Origin of the sequence: Geosporobacter ferrireducens, from assembly GCF_001750685.1 — a bacterium.
Classification (GTDB): Bacteria; Bacillota; Clostridia; order Peptostreptococcales; family Thermotaleaceae; genus Geosporobacter; species Geosporobacter ferrireducens.
Window position 1 is genome coordinate 5728439 of the sequence record NZ_CP017269.1, and the last position, 19041, is coordinate 5747479.

Here is a 19041-nt window from a genome sequence, read left to right on the forward strand (position 1 = left end):
AGCATAGCAAAAAAGGAGTTGTAAAGCTTGAGCAATATTGTTAATCCTCTGATCGAGGAATATATACGCAACACGATTTGTAAGAATGAAGGCTTACTAAAAGAAATGGAAGAATACGCTTTAGAAAATCATGTGCCCATCGTTCAACCGGAAGTATCTAAGCTATTAGAGGTAATTACAAAAATTCAGGGAGCAAAAGACATCCTGGAAGTCGGTACAGCCATCGGTTATTCGGCAATTATTTTCTGCCAGTCTTCTGATGGTGGAAAGGTAACCACCATAGAAAGACGGGCTGACATGATTGAAAAAGCGCAAACATACATTGCCACAGCAGGTCTAAGCAGCAGCATTAATATCCTACAGGGAAGTGCAGAAGAAGTCCTGCCATCCTTAGAGGGTACGTATGATCTAATTTTTCTAGATGCAGCAAAGGGTCAATATATGGAATTTCTTGCTTCTTGTATTCATCTTCTGAAGCCAGGAGGCGTCCTAATATCAGACAATGTACTCTATAAAGGGATGGTCGCATCCAATGAATACGTAATACGAAGAAAGAAAACCATTGTCAAAAGAATGCGAACCTATTTAGATTATATTATGGAAAATCCCAAACTTGTATCGTGCCTGCTGCCTATTGGAGACGGAGTGGCAATCAGTTATAAAAACAAGGAGGCTTAACCGTGGATAAAGTAGAACTATTAGCACCAGCAGGAGATCTTGAAAGATTAAAAATGGCAATCATCTATGGTGCCGATGCAGTATATATTGGCGGACAGCAATTCGGACTGCGGGCAAGTGCGCGAAACTTTTCTTTTGAAGATATGGAAAAGGGAATTGAATTCGCCCATGAACGGGGGAAAAAAGTTTATGTAACATTAAATATCATACCTCATAATGAAGATCTTCAAGAACTTCCAGCATATTTGCAGAAATTATCTGCGATGAAAATCGATGCCCTCATCTTGTCTGATCCGGGTACCTTGATGTACGTGCAGGAACACGCACCAAACCTGGAAATACATTTGAGTACCCAGGCAAATAATACCAATTACATGAGTGCAGTTTTCTGGCATAAGCAGGGTATCAAGCGCGTCATATTGGCGAGGGAATTATCCTTAGAAGAAATAAAAGAGATTCATGATAAAATTCCTCAAGATCTAGAACTTGAGGCCTTTGTTCATGGCGCCATGTGCATTTCCTATTCAGGAAGATGTCTTCTCAGCAACTACATGGCCAATCGCGATGCAAACCGCGGCGAGTGTGCGCACCCCTGCCGCTGGAAGTATTATTTAGTGGAGGAAAAGAGACCAGGAGAGTATTTTCCGGTCGTAGAAGATGAAAAGGGAACTTATTTTTATAACTCTAAGGACCTCTGTATGATCGAACATATACCTGAATTGATTCAATCTGGACTTTCCAGTTTAAAGATTGAGGGAAGAATGAAAAGTGTCTACTATGTAGCAACCATTGTAGGTGCCTATCGTCGTGCGCTTGACACATACTATCAAATAGGAGATGCTTATGTGTATAAACCTGAGTGGCTGGAAGAAATAAAAAAAGCCAGTCATCGTGATTTTACCACTGGTTTCTACTTCAACAAGCCTGATGAAAATGAGCAGGTTTACGAAAACAGCTCCTATATTCGAGAATATGACTTTGTTGGACTGGTTCTCGATTACGATCCTGAAACCAGGATTGCCACCATAGAGCAACGCAATCGTATCTTTCAAGGAGACGTCATTGAAGTGATCGGGCCGGATATTGATATGTTTACGCAGACAGTAGACAAGCTCTGGAATAATAAAGATGAAGAAATTGAAGTTGCACCTCACCCTCAACAGATCATCAAGGTACAGATGGCCCAGCCAGTAGGCCAATATTATATATTAAGAAAAGATAGGAAGGATGATTCTGTTGAGTAAACCAATATTAATCGGTATTACCGGTGGAACCGGTTCTGGTAAAAGCACCGTGGCAAAGTCAATTTTTGAAAGCCTCCCTGAAAAAAATATTACCATTATAGAGCAGGACTCATACTATAAGGACCAAAGTCATTTAACCTTTGAAGAACGTATTTGTACCAACTATGATCATCCTTTGGCTTTTGATACGGATTTACTGTTGGCCCATCTAAAAGATCTGCTGAATTTTCTGCCAATTCATAAGCCAAAATATAATTTTTCCATACATACCAGGGAAAAAGAAACGATTTTGGTTCACCCAAGGGATATTATTATCCTGGAAGGGATCATGATTTTGGAGGATGAACGGCTGAGAGACCTAATGGACATCAAAATTTTTGTAGATACCGATGCAGATGTGCGAATCGTCCGAAGAATCAAAAGAGATATTCATGAAAGAAATAGAACCTTGGATTCTGTCATTGAGCAATACTTTAACACTGTACGCCCAGCCCATCTTCAATTTATTGAACCCTATAAGCGGTATGCCGATGTGATTATTCCAGAGGGAGGATATAACAAAGTAGCCATCGACATCATGGTGGCAAAAGTACGCTCGATTATTTATGAAAAGCAAAACGGAAAAGAACTAAAAATACTATAATGTATACACCTTTTCAGAATAGGAGATAATGAAAATATTCCATTTTGAGAAGGTGTTTTTTATTGAGAACAAGAGTAGAAAGAAAAAGAAACGAAAGAGCAGCTGTCATCATTGCAGATGAAAACAGAAAAAGACTATTCTCTTTGGGAATTATCATTACACTAATATTAAGCATGCTGATCAGTCGTTTGGCATATATCCAAGTACTTAGAAGAGATGATTTTTATCAAAAAGCCACCAATCAATGGTTTAAAGAAATCCCAATCGGCGTAGCACGTGGTAAAATTTTTGACCGTAATATGAAGCCTCTAACAAATAAGCAAAAAACACAATATCTTGTAATATTTCCTGAACTTTTTCAAAAAACAGAACAAAATTTAGAGATTATAGCCAAACTTACAGGGGTAAAAACTTATATGCTAAGATACGAGAAAATCACTGGCTTACGTCCTGTTCAATTGAAAGTTCTCGACGATCAGGTATCCTTATTGAAAAAAGCCGTGGGAATTAGAGGCGTATATCCTGTAGAAGCAGAGGATCGATATGCAGAAACCGGTTTGGCATCTCATATTATCGGCTATATTAATAAGATTGATAATACGGGGCATCAGGGATTAGAAAAAAACTTTGATGAAGTTCTAAAAGAAAACCAAGACTTTAAAATTGGAGCCATCGTAGATGCGCAAAAAAGAATGATTCCTGGATTAGGATATAAAATTATCCAAGAAAACACTCCAGATAAACGGAAGAGTATTGTCACTACTTTAGATGCCGCCATACAGCAGATCGCCGAAGAAGAATTTGACCGTTCTCATCACAAGGGCAGCGTTGTTGTATTAGATATTCAAAGCGGTGATGTAATTGCCATGGTCAGCAGACCGAACTACAATCAGGATGATGTAGCAGCATCGCTTAACAGTAATAATCTGGAGCTCTTTAACCGTGCAATACAGATTCCCTATCCACCAGGCTCTGTTTTTAAAATGGTAGTAGCTGCAGCAGCTTTAGAGAATCATTTAATCTCCTTAAGTGATACTTTTTTTTGCAGTGGTGCTGAAGAAATCGGAGATGTCGTCATCCGATGCTCCAGCTATGAGAGAGGCGGACACGGACAAATCAATCTGGAAAATGCATTTTCTCTATCCTGCAATTCCTATTTTATCCAATTGGGACGGCTGGTAGGTGGAAAAGAAATACTGTCCATGGCAGAAAAAATGGGTTTGGGCCATAAAACAGGTATCGAACTTCCCGAAGAGATTGCAGGAACCTTACCCGATGGTGATTATATCAAAGGCGCCGGAATCGGAAATATCTCTATCGGTCAAGGGACATTAGAAGTTACCCCTTTGCAAATCGCCAGACTAACCGCCATAATTGCCAATGATGGTGTTGATAATGGTGTACACCTGATCCGCCATATTGTCGATGAATATGGAAATATCCTTGAAGATTACAGCAAAACCAATGCACAACGCGTGTTATCCCCAGATACTGCGACGCAGCTTCAGCATATGATGCAGAAAGTTGTAGCTGAGGGTACTGCAAGAAATAGTGATATGACTGCTGCTATTGATGCCGCGGGAAAAACAGGATCTGCAGAAGCGGTCTCCGATAGAAAGAATACCGTCCATGCTTGGTTTACCGGTTATTTCCCATCGAAAAATCCAAGGTACGCTATCACAGTGGTTGTAGAAGACGGCGGATCTGGCGGCAGAATCGCTGCACCAACCTTTAAAAATATAGCCCGTAGAATTAATATTTTGGAAAATGAAAGCAATTAACGAGATTATGACATGCACACTTTTGTCATACGCCGCATATTATTTAAGATGACCAATAATAAGGAGGGGGACAGCTTCATGTGGACGACCTTTTTTACACTTTCAGCAGTATTGGCCAAACCGGTATTCACTCTAGTTTCCTATGTATCTAGCAATACCTCTTTTCCAAAACCTTTAACACAGGAAGAAGAAAACCATTATCTAGAAAAATATGAGCAAGGTGATGAAGAAGCAAAAAATATTCTGGTAGAGCGAAATTTACGGCTCGTGGCCCATATTGTAAAGAAATATCATAATACGGGTAAAGAAGTAGATGATTTGATTTCTATTGGAACCATTGGGTTAATTAAGGCCATCATTACCTTTGATAGAAACAAAGGAACCAGGTTAGCAACCTATGCTGCAAGGTGCATTGAGAATCCGATTTTCACACCACTGCAGCATTATTTTTTTAATATGATTTCTATAGATCCATTTTCCCAAAATATCTTCTCAATAACGCTTTCTGCAAATTCTCTTTTTTCATCCAAAGCTTCTAAACTATTGACGACATGATGAATATCAGAAAAACTTTCTTTAATGTCTTTCAATGTGGCAGGCGAGAGTTCAAATTTGTCTATTTGTTTGTGTATATATCTATTTTCCAGTTCTTTTTCCAAAGCAATAATTTCACGGTCCAGCTCCTCAATTCTTTCGCTGACATGCTTTGCAGCTGCATTGGAAATGCTTTTTTCCAATTTAAACAACAGCTGTCGAATCTTTTTTCGATTCTTTTCAATCTGTTTTACCTGCGTTTCCTCTAAAGGAGTTGCCGTGTTTCTATTTTTCAAGTACTTTTTACCTGTCACATCCAGCACTTTGCTGACCTTATCCGGAGCAGGAGCAATTTGGGTCAATGAATCCAATACCATTTGATCCAAAATATCTCCGCGAATATTTTTATTATTACAGTGAAATCCTCCAGACAGCTCCTTTTGCTGACAAACGTAGTAATAGAAGCGAACGCCTGTTTTTTTACTTTTTTGTCCGTATTTGATGATCATCGGCGATAAGCAGTATTTACACCGAAGTAAACCGGAGAGAAGGGCAGTGCTGCTTTTTTTCCAAGGGATACCCGGTTTGCTGCTATCTTTTAGCAACGCTTGCACCGTAAGCCAATCCGAAGCTGCGATAATTCCTTCGTGATCTCCTACAGCCACAATCCAATGTTCAGGATTATTGGTTCCTGCTTCTTTTCTGACAATCTTCTTATTCTTATTATAGGTGAGTAGTCCGCGAATCCCATCAAAGGCTTCCAGAGGAGAGGCAATATCTGCATGAAGATCCTTAAAATAAACATAAACTCTGCTGTCTGCTTTAACATAAACAGGATTTGTTAAAATCGACCGTATGGTTTGCTTTTGGAAGCGTGCGTCGTTTTTTGTTCGTATTCCTTGAATCAGCAGATATTTTTCAACCTGACTTAAGGATTTTTCCTTTAAATAATAACTATATATTTTTTCAATGATCTCTAACTCTTCAGGAATACCTTCTAAAATGTACTTTGTCTTTACTTTTCCATGGTCATCCTTATATCGGACATCCTTTGAAGCATATCCGGTAGGGGTAATACCGCCAAGCCACCTGCCAGTCTTAGCTAGCTGTATCATGTTGTCCTTAACCCGCTGCTGCAGCATTTCTCTTTCCAACTGGGCAAAGGTAGCAGCAATATGTACCATTGCTCTTCCTAAGGGTGTCGTAGTATCAAAATTTTCCGTAATCGAGATAAAATCAATACCTTTTCCGTTTGTTTTCTCTATAAACTCCATTATGTCCAGCATTTTCCTTGAAATGCGATCCAATTTATAGAAAATAACGTGCTGTATTTTTCCCTGGTCAATGTCTTTTAATAGTTTTTGAAAACCCGGTCTGTTTTTGTTTTGGCCTGAAAAACCCTCATCAAAATATACTACCGTGTCCCAACCCTTCGAAGCAGCGTATTCCATACATGCATCTATTTGATTCTTAACGGATTCACCTTTGCCTGTAAACAAAGATTTTCGACTATAAATACCTGCTATACTCAACGCCATCCCCCCTTATAATCATATATATCTATATAACTCAGAAATATTATTAAATATCATAAGACAAATTCCAGTGAACATAAGAATATAATATCTTCTGAATGAAAAGGTGAGGCAGGATGCCCAAACAGGTTCAGCACATAGAAGTATCCATACAAGGAAATGAAAATATAGAGAAAATACAAGACTTAATGACGGATTGGACAACTGAAAAATACAGGCAGTTATTAGAGGCTTTGAATAAAGGGAAACTTCCAGCAATTCTTTTTAAACTGCTGGAGGAAGATACGTTCAGAGAAACCTTCGGAAAAACAAAACAGGAATTAGAACATTTAAAAATCAATTTGTTCTAATTCCCGAATTTTTACTCTTCAGATCCTTTTTTCCTATCAAAACTATGAAAACGGGTACCTTGGAAAGTAAGCTTTCCCACATCTCCCTCTGCCAGCATGCCATATTCCTGCGCAGATACACGAAATTCCATACGGTCACCGCTTTCCACCTCAAATGTAGCATAGTAGGAGGTGGACGTACTATGATGCGCATGATTTCCATGATTATGTGTACTGTGAGAGGTATGAGATCGTTTAGCAACAACTGCAGAAGGTACGGAAAGTACCGGCTGCTGGTTGTTGTTATGCCATTCTTTAATTCCCCGGACAGCGGTAAATACAACCATTCCCAAAACGAAAATGAAAAAAATTGGAAATAAATTAAACATAAAATCAAAACCGTCAAAACCACCAAACTGATTCAAGATGATCCCCCCTAGATCTTAACTATGATCATAACTAGATGATATTGCTATTTTTTGCTTAGTTCTATTCTATATCGATCCATAACCTCACTAAATATATCTGCAGTACTCGGTGGCGTATAAGTAATTGCATTTGCGCCTGCATCGATGGTTTCCTGAATAGAGCTATCTGTTGGGCCTCCGGTTGCAATGATTGGAAATTCAGGATAGCTGCTTCGAATCATTCTTACGATCTTGGCAGTACTTGCACCCCCAGACACATTGAAAATAGAAGCCCCGGCCTTGATTCTTCCGTCTATGTCTTCATTATCCGACACAACTGTTACTGCAATCGGAATGTCTATGCGCTGCTTCATTTCACAGATTACTTCATTGGCGGTAGGCGCGTTTAGTACCACACCAATAGCCCCTTGAAACTCTGCATGAAGTGCCACATTGATAGAACGCTGTCCAGTGGTTAGTCCGCCGCCGACACCACAAAAAACGGGTACGGGAGCAACCTCCATAATCGCTTGCGTGATAGCGGGTTGTGGGGTAAAAGGGTAAACTGCTATGATTGCGTCTGCATTTGTATTTTTAATGATTGCTACATCTGTGGAAAACAACAATGACTTTATCCTTTTTCCCAGAATTTTGATACCACTGGCTTTATAAATCGATTGAGGCACTTCAATAATTTTTTTTCGTAGTTCTGTTTTTATTTCAGGAACAAATTTTTCCATCCTTTCACCTCCCTAAGGTTATGGAAACATATACTTCATTTTAACAAAAATTTACTACAAAATAAACTACTTGATGTACTATATTATTATACACCTGTATCATCAAAAGATGGTAAAATCTCTAATTAGCTTGGTAATTAAAACAAAGTGTTGAATCCTGAATGAGTTTAAGATAAACTAATCATAGGGCATACTGAAATATATAGGCGTACACATACCCTAGACTTGGAGGAATTATGTTTAAATTTGACAATAGACTCATACGAAAGTTAGACTTTGGTTTAATTGCAGTATTATTGATTATCTGCGTTTTTGGTGTAATCGTTATTGGCAGTGCGACGCAAAGCCTTGAAAGCACAAGATATATAAGAACCCAGATTATATCGATAGTAATGGGATTCATTGCTATCATCATCCTACTGTTAATTGACTATAATTTTTTTGCCAAGCTTTATATTCCCATCTATATCTTTTGCAATGCGCTGCTCATGGCAGTACTTTTATTTGGTGCCGGAAAAGACACCTGGGGTGCAAATCGATGGATCCGAATCGGAGGAGTCCAGTTCCAGCCTTCAGATTTCGTAAAAATAGGTATCATTATTTGTTTGGCAAAGCTGGTATCTGATAAAAAGGACTCTATCCATGAACTGTCAACGCTTATAAAAATAGTAGGGTTTGCAGCTGTACCAATGGTACTGATTCTGGCGCAGCCGGATCTGGGAACCACGTTGACCTTTGCAGCATTTACCTTTGGGATTCTTTTTGTGGCGGGACTCCGTTATAAGCATATCTTGGTAACCGCTCTAGTCGGTATACTCAGCATGCCCTTTGCCTGGATGGGACTAAAAGATTATCAGAAGACCAGGATACTGGTATTTTTAAATCCTGAGATGGACCCTATGGGAAAGGGCTATCACGTTATCCAATCAAAGCTGACCATAGGATCAGGCAGACTTTTTGGCAGAGGCTTGTTCAAAGGGGTGCAAACCCAACTGGGTTTCCTTCCTGAAAAACATACAGACTTTATCTTTTCTGTTTTATCAGAGGAACTAGGATTACTAGGCGCACTTTTTCTATTAATTATGTATAGCATTTTATTGTTTAAATGCGTTAATATTGCCCGCAGGGCAAAGGATGATTTCGGTACCTACTTAGTTACAGGAGCCACTTTTATGTTAGCTTTCCACATCATTGCAAACATTGCCATGACTATAGGATTGATGCCTGTAACGGGTAAACCCTTACCCTTTGTAAGTTATGGAGGAACCTTCATGCTGTCCAACATGATTTGCATCGGCTTAATCCTGAATGTCAGCATGCGTAGGGATAAAATAAATTTCTAGATATATTATTTACGATCAAAAGAGACGATACAATCCACACTTGCATCGTCTCTTTTTTTGTGATTAAATATAAGAAGTCTAAAAAACTGGCGAATATTACCAAGGCCTATTTCTTTGACGGAAGGTGATCGGATGAAAAACAAAGAAATATATATCGGACTGCTTATATTCTTTTTACTGTTTTATATAGGCATTTATCCCTTTAAACAAACAACCACAACATTTGAAGAATTTTCTGAATCAGATGAGCCAGACAAGGAAGAAGAGGAAGAAAAACCAATTACCCTACAGATTACTGCTGTAGGAGACATCATGGTTCATGGCCCCCAATTGAGAGCCCAGTGGAATGAACAAGCAAAATCTCATGATTTTCATAACAATTTTCAATTTGTGAAAAACTACATACAACAAGCTGACCTAGCCTTATGTAATCTAGAAACCACTTTTGCTGGAAAAGAGAGAGGATACACCAGTTTTCCCATGTTCAACTCGCCGGATTCACTGACCCATGCGCTGATGTCAGCGGGTTTTGATGGTACCAGTACAGCCAACAATCACACCCTAGATACGGGAATAGAAGGGATGCTTCGCACTATCGATGTATTAAGGGAAAATGGAATGCAGACTTTCGGAACTAGAAAAAATCTCAATGAAGAGGCATTTCAAATCATTGAGCGAAATGGCATAAAAATCGGTCTAACCGCTTACACCTATGAAACGCCTCCCTGGGGCGAATTCAAAACCTTAAACGCGATTAAAATCCCCAAAGAAGCAGAAGCATTGATTGATACCTTTGGTTACGAAACATTGCCGCAAGATCTTGAGAAAATGAAGGAAAGAATTCAGCATATGAAAGCAGCCGGTGCCGAGGTGATTATTTTTTATCTTCACTGGGGGAATGAATACGAACAGGAACCAAATGTTTTCCAACGACAGATTGCCCATTATCTGGCAGAGCAGGGTGTAGACATAATTTTCGGAAGCCATCCTCACGTGCTGCAATCTATTGAATACATTCGAGGCTCTGGAAAAGAAACCCTGGTGGTTTACTCTATGGGCAACTTTCTGTCAAACCAACGGTATGAAATTCTTAAAAATCGATACACAGAAGACGGCATTATCGTCAATGTACAGCTTCGCAGAAACAGCTCAAATGAACCCATAACCATAGAAAGGGTTACATACATACCCACATGGATTCACCGCTATAGCAAAGGGAAAAAACTGATATACGAGATCCTTCCATTGCCTGCTGCACTGGAACACCCGGAGTCGTATAATCTTTTTTCTGCAAAGGACAGTTTATGGCGGGCTGAAAAGTCATTTAGAAACACTGTAGACCTTATAGAAAAACAGTTGAATAAAAGAATTTCCATACATACTATGGAAGAAAAAAAAGCGCCCTACAGGCGCCCCGTCAAAGAAGATTAATCACTGGCTTTTCCCACTAAGGTCAGCTTTACAACTTCAGGCGAAGTGAACAGCCGCATTGGTGGTCCCCAAAAACCGGTACCACTAGAGGTATAGATATAGGATTCATCCTTTTGATATAATCCATGAGCGTATTGATAAGCAAGTTTAACCAATAAATTCATCGGTGGAATCTGCCCTCCATGGGTATGACCGGACAGCTGTAAATCAACACCTAAGGCCGCTGCTTTTTCAAAATCCACAGGTTTATGGGATAATAAAACAATACTTTTTTCAGGATGTGTATCCTTCAGAAGGTTTTCAAGATCTGCAGCTTCTATTCCAAAACGTTTCGAAGTATCATCATGGATGCCCACCAATTCAAGGATATCTCCTACGGGCATCCTTTCATTTTTTAGCACACGTATATCGGCCTGCTCCATCAACCTGTAGAAATCTTCTATACCGGCATAAAACTCGTGATTTCCTGAAACTGCATAGACCCCGTGGGTACTGTCAAGCTGCTGCAAAATTGGTAAAAACCGATCTACACGTTCATAGCCGGCATCAACGATATCACCAGTCATCACGATCAGATCCGGGTGCTGCTGATTCACCTGTTCTACGATTCCAGAAAGCCAAGCCTCAGATTTATATCCGTCCAGATGAATATCTGACAGCTGCAGGATTGTAAAACCCGATTGACCCTTTGGGAAATTTCTCACTGATATTTGATGTTCTACTAAATTTGGCGGCTTAGCAGCATGATAAAGAGAAAACCCGCCCAGCAGGAGTGTCAAGAGCAAAGCACCGTAAGCAGCAGTATGTCGGGGAACAGGGAAAAATAGAGACACATCCTTCAGTATAAAAATGAAAAAACCAATAGAGATAAAACCAAGCCAAATACTGCCTGCATACGAAAAGCCGTGCAGTCCATACATCCGCTCCAGTATTTGACCTGCGTAGTACAACAGTCCACCTAGAAAAAGCATAATTATAATCATGCGGCGTATGCCAATGCCAAGCTGCAAATCCTTTGTCAAGCTCGTATACAGATAATAATGGAGCCCAAAATAAACACTGGTAACCACAATTAAAAAAAATATGATATTGGTCGGTTTCAATTTATGTCCTCCTTGGTAAAACGCGATATTTTTTATAGTCTTGACATTTTTTTTTAGTTTTTACCCCTAACCCTATAGAATAATCATTCTTTGTTTTCTTTATATTCCCTTTAAAATTTTATAAAATGTCGCAGTTTTATCAAGAACGGGAATGAAATCCTTATGACAATCCGATCCAATAAAAAAACAAAGAGTGAAGTATCACTCCAAGACCCTATTGGCGTCGATAAGGAAGGCAACGAAATCTCTTTGATCGATATACTCGGTACAGAAACAGATGAAGTGCTTGAAGAGGTAGAACTAAAGATTCAAGTGAAAAAGCTATATCAAAAAATGGCTAAGGTACTTAGAAGCAGAGAAAGAACGGTTATAGAGTTGCGATATGGTTTAGCAAACGGAGGAAGCAAGACACAAAGGGAGATTGCAAAGCTATTAGGTATTTCTCGCTCCTATGTATCTAGGATTGAGAAAAGAGCGATTAAAAAGCTTAGCAAAGCTTTTAACTGCACTACCGAACCGATCATCGAAGATGATGAGTAAGAGATTCAAAGCTGTCCTAGAATGTTCTCCTTATAAATAAAGGGATAGGGAAATTGCTCAACAGGCTATTTTTGAATATATAGAAGTGTATTATAAGCGCCAAAGGCGATATGCAGCCTTGGCGCGCCAGACCCCCTGCTTGCCGTTTTATCCTTGGATATGGAAAATTCGGAAATAATTCTCCTCATCATTCATGCTAAACCTCCTCGGAATACTCTGTGCGCCATTTGTCGATTTACCATTAAGAAAAATTAAGACGTTGCTAAATAATCGGCGTCTTAATTTTTCTTAATTTTTCTCCTCTTTCATCTTAATTTTTTAATGTTATTATGAGGACAGGCGCTGAAAAATAGCATGCATCACCAAACATGAAATCAGGAGACTAATTATGAAGCCTACCATGAATACTTCTGTAAAAGCTGCTTTGAGAGTGGCTGTGAAGACTATTGTGAGCAGACCTGGTTTCAAGAGCGGCATTGACACTTTTCCCATAGTTCTAAGATTACGGCGGCAGTTTACAACACAGCGTTTCATTATGCCAGAACAAACGCTATTATGGGAGACAAGCCAATAAATCTTGCCAAAACGCATTTATTGAATAACGAAATTTAGGCTAAAGCAGAGGAAGTTGTTGTGAAGGATATTGACTATGATATCGAAGTGGATCTGCTAGATATGAGGAGGAGATAGAAATGGAAAACAGAGAAGTTACAAATGATTTAGTTGTCCCAAAGAATAAAAAAAGAACGGCTATATTTCTGTTATTCTCGCTGTTTTGCGTCGTGAGTCTCGGCGCGAGTTATATTGTTGACTTTGCAAACCACGATAATATCACATGGTCGGCTTATGTATTTTGCGCAGTGCCGCTTGCTTGGGTAGTTGCACTTCCGCTGTTTATGGCAAAAGGGAAGAAACATTGGTTCTCCCTATTGGCTTTTTCGGTTGTGTTCCTCCCGTTTTTATATTTCCTTGAGCGGGCGATAGACTCAAGTAATTGGTTTCTGCCAATTGGTCTCCCTGTGGGTACGACTGTAATCTTTATCCTATGGGCGGCATCTCTACTATTGAAGCTCGCTAAGATTAATAAATGGTATCTAACAGCGGGTATTATAGCGGTCGGCGGATTTGCCTTTGAATTTGTTGCCATACGCTCCGTCGTTAATTTTCTGGGGCGCCCCCTTTCCTCATGGGTGAGTATGGCCGCCATATTCGTTGTCGCGGTTATTTCTCTTTTAATTGTAATCATAGGATATATATTTGATAAGTAGTGCCCAATCTATTTGGACACACTTGAATTGTCCTTGCTAAAGAGTTATAGTAGCATACGGGGAGGTGATCAACCATGACAGATGTTTTAATCGCTGACGACGATAAGAATATTACAGAACTAATTTCCGACAGCTTGGCAGATGAAGGCTTGAGCACAGCGGTTGTCCACGACGGATTGTCGGCTGTGGATGCGGTTAGCCGCGAGAATTTCCGACTGATTTTGCTTGATATCATGATGCCACAAATGGACGGACTTGAGGTTTGCCGAGAAATCAGAAACAAAACAAACGCTCCCATCCTTTTCGTGACGGCAAAAAACAGAACGATAGATACCATTGTTGGCCTTGAAATCGGCGGTGATGATTATATTGCCAAACCTTTCGTTGTGGAGGAGTTGGTTGCGAAGGTCAAGGCGCATATTCGCAGAGACAAGCGAAGCGATATCAAAATACCGGATAATAACGCAGTTGTGATAGGCGATTTAGTGATTTACCGCGACAACTACGAAGTCACTAAAGCCGGAAACCGCATAGAGCTATCCACCAGAGAGTTTCAGCTTTTGCTGTATATGCTTGACAATATCGGCAAGGTTTTAACGCGCGAACAAATTTTTGACGCAGTGTGGGGCATCGATTATTCAGATATTGGAACGGTCACGGTCACAATCAAGAATCTGCGTGATAAAATTGAGGACGGGAGCAAAATCATCAAAACCGTTTGGGGTGTTGGGTATAAGTTGGTAAGCCCTGTGGGTGAAGCATGATGAGTCTGAAATACAGAATACCCATAATGTTGATGATTGTATTTGTGCTTAATATCGTGCTGCTCTTTTTATTTGTTTTCTTTTATACCGTACCGGATTTGCAGGAAGGCATTGCTATCTATCAAGAGCAAGCCGTACGTGATGTGGATGAAATTGCCGCATACCTGGAGGATAAATCCTATGATGAAGCAATTGCGTTTGTGACAAGGAAAACGATCGAAGACAGGCAGCTTTCTTTTGTACTTGAGAACGTTATAACGAAGGAGCAAATACTTGTTTCGGAGCCACGATGGGGTGGCATGAATTTTTCCGCCATGCGCTCGGTTGATTTGGCGGAGGGCAGCTATGCACTTTTTCTACGAAGCGATGTCGATCTTTTTTACAGTCTGGATGGAACTATATTACGTTTGGCGATTATAGAGTGCTTTGTACTTTTTGCATCATTGGTGATTGTCGCCTGCATCATGCACAGTTTCTATGTGAAACCCTTGAAACACTTGGCTGGTGAAATCGAGCGTTTCCATAAAACCGATACGACACTCAAAAACTCCGAACGAAGTGATGAAATCGGCAGCTTAGAAAGAAGTTTTTTTCATATGACAGAGGAGCTTCGGGCAGAAAAAGAAAACCAAAGCCACATCATCGCGTCCATTTCCCACGACATTAAAACGCCGCTTACGTCCATCATGGGATTTTCTGAACGCTTGATAAAAAAGGACTTGGACAAAGATAAGCAAGCAACATATCTGAAAAGCATTTACAGGCAGAGCAAAAACATTGAAGCAATCGTAGATGAGTTTGACGAGTACCTGAGTTTCTCCATGAACAGCGTCAATACGTTGCAAAAATTAAGCGTTTCCTTCGTATGCGAATCGTTAAAGGACGAATATTCAGAAATCTGTGAGAATCAAGGTGTTGTTTTGGAACTTCAAAATCAGTGCTTGCCCGGTTCATCGGTCAATATCGACGTTGTGAAAATGCGGCGGGTGTTTGCCAATCTCATCGGTAATTCCATGCGACATAATGAAATTGAAGGTCTGGAGATTCGCGTCGCATTTGAGAACATAGCGGATGATGTGCAAATTACAGTATCCGATAACGGAAAAGGTGTGCCGGAGCCTGAGCTTGCACATATTTTTGAACCTTTTTTCACGTCGGATAAGAGCAGAAAGATGTCAGGTTTAGGGCTCTCCATTTGCTCGCAGATTATTAAGTCACATGGCGGTGACATCAAGGCTATGAATATACAAGGCGGCTTCTCTGTCATCATCCATATTCCAGTATGGATTGATGTTCCGTCAGGGCCTTTTTATAATTCAAGATAGATAACATGAAATCGGGCGGGCCCAAAAGGACTCACCCGATTTTTTTTGTTGCTGATAATTTTTCATAATTTTTTTCCTCTTGCCCCTTAATATTTCTTCTATACACTATATAAAAGATATTTAAATCCCTTTTATTATGATGATATTAAGAGTTTGGAAAGCATTAATTTCAAGAAAAGAGAGGACTTTAATCATGAAGTATTTGACATTTGTAGTACCGAGCTATAATTCAGAGGCATATTTAGAGCGATGTATTGAATCTCTTTTGCCGGGTGGAGAAGATGTAGAAATTATTATAGTAAATGATGGTTCTACAGACAAAACTGGAAAAATAACAGATATGTACGCAAATCTATATCCCAATATAGTGAAGGCTGTACATAAAGAGAATGGGGGGCATGGCTCCGGTGTAAATGTAGGAATAGAGCGGGCAAAGGGCATTTATTTTAAAGTTGTAGATTCTGATGATTGGGTGGAGGAAGGCAGCTATTTAACACTACTCAACAAGATTAAAGAGATCGTGGAAAGTGATATAACAATCGATTTATTTGTTTCTAACTATGTGTATAATCGCTTGGATAATGGTACTTTTCATGGAGTTCATTATAGAAATGTGTTTGATTCCAACAAGATTTCTACATGGGATGATATGAAATATTTTACCATATCACAATATTTAATAATGCATTCACTGACATTCAGAACAGAAGTTATTAGGTTGGCAGGTGTAAAGCTACCTGAACATACATTTTATGTTGATAATATTTTTGCATATCAACCTTTGCCTTATGTAAAAAAACTGATGTATCTCGATATAGATTTTTATCAGTATTTTATCGGAAGAGAAGACCAGTCGGTAAATGAAAAATCCATGATAAGGAGAATCGATCAACAATTTACGGTGACAAAAATAATTTTAAACAGTTATAACATAAAAGAAATAAAACAAATGTCGCCAAAACTTGCAAGGTATATGATACGACAAATATCCATTTTAATATCAATAACCTCTACTTTATGCTCTTTGTCAAATACAAATGAGTACAAATTTGAAATGAACAAACTGTGGATGGAACTTAGAACTATAGATAAATCGTTGTATACGCAAGTTAAGTACTTTTTATTAAATGCAATTACGATACTGCCAGAGCCTATATGTGATAAAGTAGCAATTTCTTGTTACCGTTTTGCTAAGAGAAAGTATAAGTTCGCTTAGAGGGAATTTAAATGAAAATATTTACTTTTTTTAAAAAACATAAACGATTTGTGAATGGGCTACTGTTTTTAACGATAGCCATTCTTACAGGCTATACCATATTTAATGGATATAGCTTAGCGGATCTATTAAATAACATGCGTAATATATCTTTATTTTGGCTTCTGCTTTGTATTGTAGCTGCGTTGTTATTTATAATTGTTGAAAGCTTTATATTATGGATACTTTTAAAACAAAAAGATAAAAAACTATCTATCTTTAGATGCTTAAAATATGCATTTATCGGATATTTTTATTCAGGAATAACACCCTCTGCCACAGGTGGACAACCCTTTCAGCTCTATTATATGAGAAAGGATGGAAACAGCACTGCTATAAGTACAGTAGCCCTTTTATCCATGGCACTTTTTTACAAACTAATTATGGTCTTTATGGGGGTAGCATTATTGTTTTTTTGGTCAAATGGCATTATAGAGTACCTGAATGTTTATGTATGGGTGTATTATTTAGGTTTGACTTTAAATATTTTAATTCTTTTTGTGATACTTGCTTTTATGATAATACCTGAAAAAACTAAATTCATTATCCATAAATTGGAGCAATTACTGATAAGATTTAAGCTGTTAAAAGTGAACCACTGTCGTAGCGAAAAAATTGACTTATTTATTGCAGGATATAAAGATTCGGTGGATTTTTTGTTTCAAAACAAGTTTAAAATGGGAGCTTTAACTTTATTGACATTTATTCAAAGATCATCGCTTTTGTTTATTCCCGTTTTTATTTATTTTGGATTGTCTTTGAAAAATACGAGTCTTCTTACCATACTTTGTATTCAGGCTGTAATTTATGTGGCAGTAGATATGTTGCCAATACCGGGAGCTCAAGGTATAACAGAGCTCATATATATAAGTGCTTTAGGAAGTATATTTACAGAACAATATTTGACTACCTCAATGATTATTACAAGAAGTGTAAGCTTTTATCTCATCTTGCTTATTGGAATGATGGTTGTTCTGATTAACGGGAAATTTATAAGCAAAAAATGAAAAAGGAGTTTGTTATATGAATAAATTCGATTATTTAATAGTAGGGGCAGGATTATTCGGCTGCGTATTTGCTAATGAAATGACAAGCAGAGGTAAAAAGTGCTTAGTGATAGAAAAACGAAAGCATATAGGCGGAAACATCTATAGTGAAAATATTGAAAACATCAATGTCCATAAATATGGTGCGCATATTTTCCATACATCAAATAAAAAAATATGGAATTATATCAACCAGTTTGCTGACTTTAATCACTACATTAATAGTCCGCTTGCTAATTATAAGGGCGAAATATACAATCTCCCTTTTAATATGAACACATTTAACAAAATGTGGGGAGCAATTACTCCAGATCAAGCAAAAGAAAAAATAAGAGAGCAGTCGGGTCAAATTAAGGAGCCTCCCAAAAATCTTGAAGAAATGACGATTTCCCTTGTTGGCAGAGATATATATGAAAAATTGATAGAAGGATATACCGAGAAGCAATGGGGGAGAAATTGCAAAGAGCTGCCAGCATTTATTATTAAAAGATTACCCGTTAGGTTTGTATATGATAACAATTATTTCAATGATACCTACCAAGGCATTCCTATCGGTGGATATACTCAAATCTGTAAAAAAATGTTAGCAGGTACAGAACTAATACTTTCTGTAGATTATTTCGATCAAAAAGAGCATTTTGATAGTTTGGCTAAAACTGTTGTATACACTGGAACCATAGACAGATATTTTGATTACTGTTATGGTCCATTACAATACAGAAGTATTAGATTTGAGAACAAGATTTTAAATACAGATAATTTTCAAGGTAATGCAGTTATTAATTTTACCCATAGAGATATACCCTATACGCGCATTATCGAACACAAACATTTTGAGTTTGGTAAACAAGAAAAAACAGTAATCAGTTATGAGTACAGCGATGAATGGAATATTAACAAAGAGCCTTATTATCCAATAAACGACACATACAACAATGGCTTGTATGAGAAATATAGATACCTCGCTGAAAAAGAAGTTAATGTAATTTTTGGAGGTAGATTGGGGAGTTACAAATATTGCGATATGGATAAAGTGGTTGAGTCAGTATTAAATATAACAGCCAATTTGTAATGT

At 38.4% G+C, this 19041-nt stretch carries 21 protein-coding genes; 16 read left to right on the plus strand and 5 right to left on the minus strand.

The features are described 5' to 3' along the window. Nucleotides 1–27: 27 nt before the first annotated feature. The 5 genes from Gferi_RS26920 to Gferi_RS26940 all read left to right on the plus strand — a co-directional run bounded on the left by Gferi_RS26920 (nucleotide 28) and on the right by Gferi_RS26940 (nucleotide 4901). Complete coding sequence (locus Gferi_RS26920; protein WP_069981176.1) at nucleotides 28–678, plus strand: O-methyltransferase; 651 nt, start codon at nucleotides 28–30, stop codon at nucleotides 676–678. A gap of 2 nt (nucleotides 679–680) precedes the next feature. After that, nucleotides 681–1922, plus strand: a complete 1242-nt coding sequence (locus tag Gferi_RS26925; protein WP_069981177.1) for a peptidase U32 family protein — start codon at nucleotides 681–683, stop codon at nucleotides 1920–1922. Beyond that, entirely contained in the window at nucleotides 1915–2565 is a 651-nt protein-coding gene (udk, locus tag Gferi_RS26930) for a uridine kinase (protein ID WP_236932668.1), read from the plus strand. Before Gferi_RS26925 ends, udk begins: the two co-directional genes overlap by 8 nt. Nucleotides 2566–2627: 62 nt before the next feature. Then, nucleotides 2628–4346: a peptidoglycan D,D-transpeptidase FtsI family protein gene (locus tag Gferi_RS26935; protein WP_083273795.1), complete on the plus strand. Its 1719-nt coding sequence runs from the start codon at nucleotides 2628–2630 to the stop codon at nucleotides 4344–4346. A 78-nt stretch (nucleotides 4347–4424) separates the two neighbouring features. Next, nucleotides 4425–4901, plus strand: a complete 477-nt coding sequence (locus Gferi_RS26940) for a sigma factor (protein ID WP_069981179.1) — start codon at nucleotides 4425–4427, stop codon at nucleotides 4899–4901. Here the strand turns inward: Gferi_RS26940 and Gferi_RS26945 are convergent. Then, nucleotides 4790–6412: a recombinase family protein gene (locus Gferi_RS26945; protein WP_169833041.1), complete on the minus strand. Its 1623-nt coding sequence runs from the start codon at nucleotides 6410–6412 to the stop codon at nucleotides 4790–4792. The two genes, Gferi_RS26940 and Gferi_RS26945, sit on opposite strands and share 112 nt — an antisense overlap. A gap of 119 nt (nucleotides 6413–6531) precedes the next feature. Between Gferi_RS26945 and Gferi_RS26950 the strand changes: the two genes are divergently transcribed. Further along, nucleotides 6532–6765: a hypothetical protein gene (locus Gferi_RS26950; RefSeq protein WP_069981181.1), complete on the plus strand. Its 234-nt coding sequence runs from the start codon at nucleotides 6532–6534 to the stop codon at nucleotides 6763–6765. 11 nt (nucleotides 6766–6776) lie between these two features. Here the strand turns inward: Gferi_RS26950 and Gferi_RS26955 are convergent, their stop codons facing one another. Then, nucleotides 6777–7169: a DUF2500 domain-containing protein gene (locus Gferi_RS26955; protein ID WP_330389529.1), complete on the minus strand. Its 393-nt coding sequence runs from the start codon at nucleotides 7167–7169 to the stop codon at nucleotides 6777–6779. 47 nt (nucleotides 7170–7216) lie between these two features. Further along, the gene (locus Gferi_RS26960) at nucleotides 7217–7891 is read right to left on the minus strand and encodes a hydrolase (protein WP_069981183.1); all 675 of its coding nucleotides are present in this window, start codon (nucleotides 7889–7891) and stop codon (nucleotides 7217–7219) included. Between the two features lie 236 nt (nucleotides 7892–8127). Here Gferi_RS26960 and rodA point away from each other — a divergent pair, with 236 nt between their 5' ends. Both rodA and Gferi_RS26970 read left to right on the plus strand, forming a co-directional pair. Further along, a complete protein-coding gene (gene rodA, locus Gferi_RS26965; protein WP_069981184.1) occupies nucleotides 8128–9234 on the plus strand; it encodes a rod shape-determining protein RodA in 1107 nt (368 codons plus the stop codon). A 132-nt stretch (nucleotides 9235–9366) separates the two neighbouring features. After that, a complete protein-coding gene (locus tag Gferi_RS26970) occupies nucleotides 9367–10665 on the plus strand; it encodes a CapA family protein (RefSeq protein ID WP_069981185.1) in 1299 nt (432 codons plus the stop codon). Here the strand turns inward: Gferi_RS26970 and Gferi_RS26975 are convergent. Next, nucleotides 10662–11768 (minus strand): metallophosphoesterase, encoded by a 1107-nt coding sequence (locus Gferi_RS26975; protein WP_069981186.1) that lies wholly within the window; start codon nucleotides 11766–11768, stop codon nucleotides 10662–10664. The genes Gferi_RS26970 and Gferi_RS26975 overlap by 4 nt on opposite strands. Before the next feature lie 162 nt (nucleotides 11769–11930). Here Gferi_RS26975 and Gferi_RS26980 point away from each other — a divergent pair, with 162 nt between their 5' ends. Next, a complete protein-coding gene (locus Gferi_RS26980) occupies nucleotides 11931–12308 on the plus strand; it encodes a sigma-70 family RNA polymerase sigma factor (protein ID WP_083273796.1) in 378 nt (125 codons plus the stop codon). A 65-nt stretch (nucleotides 12309–12373) separates the two neighbouring features. On the opposite strand, the gene Gferi_RS29075 is transcribed toward Gferi_RS26980, so the two are convergent. Continuing rightward, nucleotides 12374–12499 (minus strand): hypothetical protein, encoded by a 126-nt coding sequence (locus Gferi_RS29075; RefSeq protein WP_257785963.1) that lies wholly within the window; start codon nucleotides 12497–12499, stop codon nucleotides 12374–12376. A 197-nt stretch (nucleotides 12500–12696) separates the two neighbouring features. Here Gferi_RS29075 and Gferi_RS26985 point away from each other — a divergent pair, with 197 nt between their 5' ends. The 7 genes from Gferi_RS26985 to glf all read left to right on the plus strand — a co-directional run bounded on the left by Gferi_RS26985 (nucleotide 12697) and on the right by glf (nucleotide 19038). Next, nucleotides 12697–12882 carry a hypothetical protein gene (locus Gferi_RS26985; RefSeq protein WP_069981187.1) on the plus strand — a complete coding sequence of 62 codons (186 nt, stop codon included), beginning with the start codon at nucleotides 12697–12699 and terminating at the stop codon, nucleotides 12880–12882. A gap of 118 nt (nucleotides 12883–13000) precedes the next feature. Further along, a complete protein-coding gene (locus tag Gferi_RS26990) occupies nucleotides 13001–13576 on the plus strand; it encodes a hypothetical protein (protein ID WP_069981188.1) in 576 nt (191 codons plus the stop codon). Between the two features lie 74 nt (nucleotides 13577–13650). Continuing rightward, nucleotides 13651–14340 (plus strand): response regulator transcription factor, encoded by a 690-nt coding sequence (locus Gferi_RS26995; RefSeq protein ID WP_069981189.1) that lies wholly within the window; start codon nucleotides 13651–13653, stop codon nucleotides 14338–14340. A 26-nt stretch (nucleotides 14341–14366) separates the two neighbouring features. After that, a complete protein-coding gene (locus Gferi_RS27000; protein WP_169833042.1) occupies nucleotides 14367–15665 on the plus strand; it encodes a HAMP domain-containing sensor histidine kinase in 1299 nt (432 codons plus the stop codon). Between the two features lie 193 nt (nucleotides 15666–15858). Next, the gene (locus Gferi_RS27005) at nucleotides 15859–16881 is read left to right on the plus strand and encodes a glycosyltransferase (RefSeq protein WP_069981191.1); all 1023 of its coding nucleotides are present in this window, start codon (nucleotides 15859–15861) and stop codon (nucleotides 16879–16881) included. Nucleotides 16882–16892: 11 nt separating this feature from the next. Then, complete coding sequence (locus Gferi_RS27010; RefSeq protein ID WP_069981192.1) at nucleotides 16893–17927, plus strand: lysylphosphatidylglycerol synthase transmembrane domain-containing protein; 1035 nt, start codon at nucleotides 16893–16895, stop codon at nucleotides 17925–17927. Nucleotides 17928–17943: 16 nt separating this feature from the next. Beyond that, on the plus strand, nucleotides 17944–19038 hold the full coding sequence (glf, locus tag Gferi_RS27015) for a UDP-galactopyranose mutase (protein WP_069981193.1): 1095 nt from the start codon (nucleotides 17944–17946) through the stop codon (nucleotides 19036–19038). The last annotated feature ends 3 nt before the right edge of the window (nucleotides 19039–19041 follow it).

Coding starts and splice junctions, on each gene's coding strand:
- Gferi_RS26940 (WP_069981179.1), top strand. CDS start 4,425: ATGTGGACGACCTTTTTTACACTTTCAGCAGTATTGGCCAAACCGGTA.
- Gferi_RS26950 (WP_069981181.1), top strand. CDS start 6,532: ATGCCCAAACAGGTTCAGCACATAGAAGTATCCATACAAGGAAATGAA.
- Gferi_RS26960 (WP_069981183.1), bottom strand. CDS start 7,891: ATGGAAAAATTTGTTCCTGAAATAAAAACAGAACTACGAAAAAAAATT.
- rodA (WP_069981184.1), top strand. CDS start 8,128: ATGTTTAAATTTGACAATAGACTCATACGAAAGTTAGACTTTGGTTTA.
- Gferi_RS26970 (WP_069981185.1), top strand. CDS start 9,367: ATGAAAAACAAAGAAATATATATCGGACTGCTTATATTCTTTTTACTG.
- Gferi_RS26980 (WP_083273796.1), top strand. CDS start 11,931: ATGACAATCCGATCCAATAAAAAAACAAAGAGTGAAGTATCACTCCAA.
- Gferi_RS29075 (WP_257785963.1), bottom strand. CDS start 12,499: ATGATGAGGAGAATTATTTCCGAATTTTCCATATCCAAGGATAAAACG.
- Gferi_RS26985 (WP_069981187.1), top strand. CDS start 12,697: ATGAAGCCTACCATGAATACTTCTGTAAAAGCTGCTTTGAGAGTGGCT.
- Gferi_RS26990 (WP_069981188.1), top strand. CDS start 13,001: ATGGAAAACAGAGAAGTTACAAATGATTTAGTTGTCCCAAAGAATAAA.
- Gferi_RS26995 (WP_069981189.1), top strand. CDS start 13,651: ATGACAGATGTTTTAATCGCTGACGACGATAAGAATATTACAGAACTA.
- Gferi_RS27000 (WP_169833042.1), top strand. CDS start 14,367: ATGTTGATGATTGTATTTGTGCTTAATATCGTGCTGCTCTTTTTATTT.
- Gferi_RS27005 (WP_069981191.1), top strand. CDS start 15,859: ATGAAGTATTTGACATTTGTAGTACCGAGCTATAATTCAGAGGCATAT.
- Gferi_RS27010 (WP_069981192.1), top strand. CDS start 16,893: ATGAAAATATTTACTTTTTTTAAAAAACATAAACGATTTGTGAATGGG.
- glf (WP_069981193.1), top strand. CDS start 17,944: ATGAATAAATTCGATTATTTAATAGTAGGGGCAGGATTATTCGGCTGC.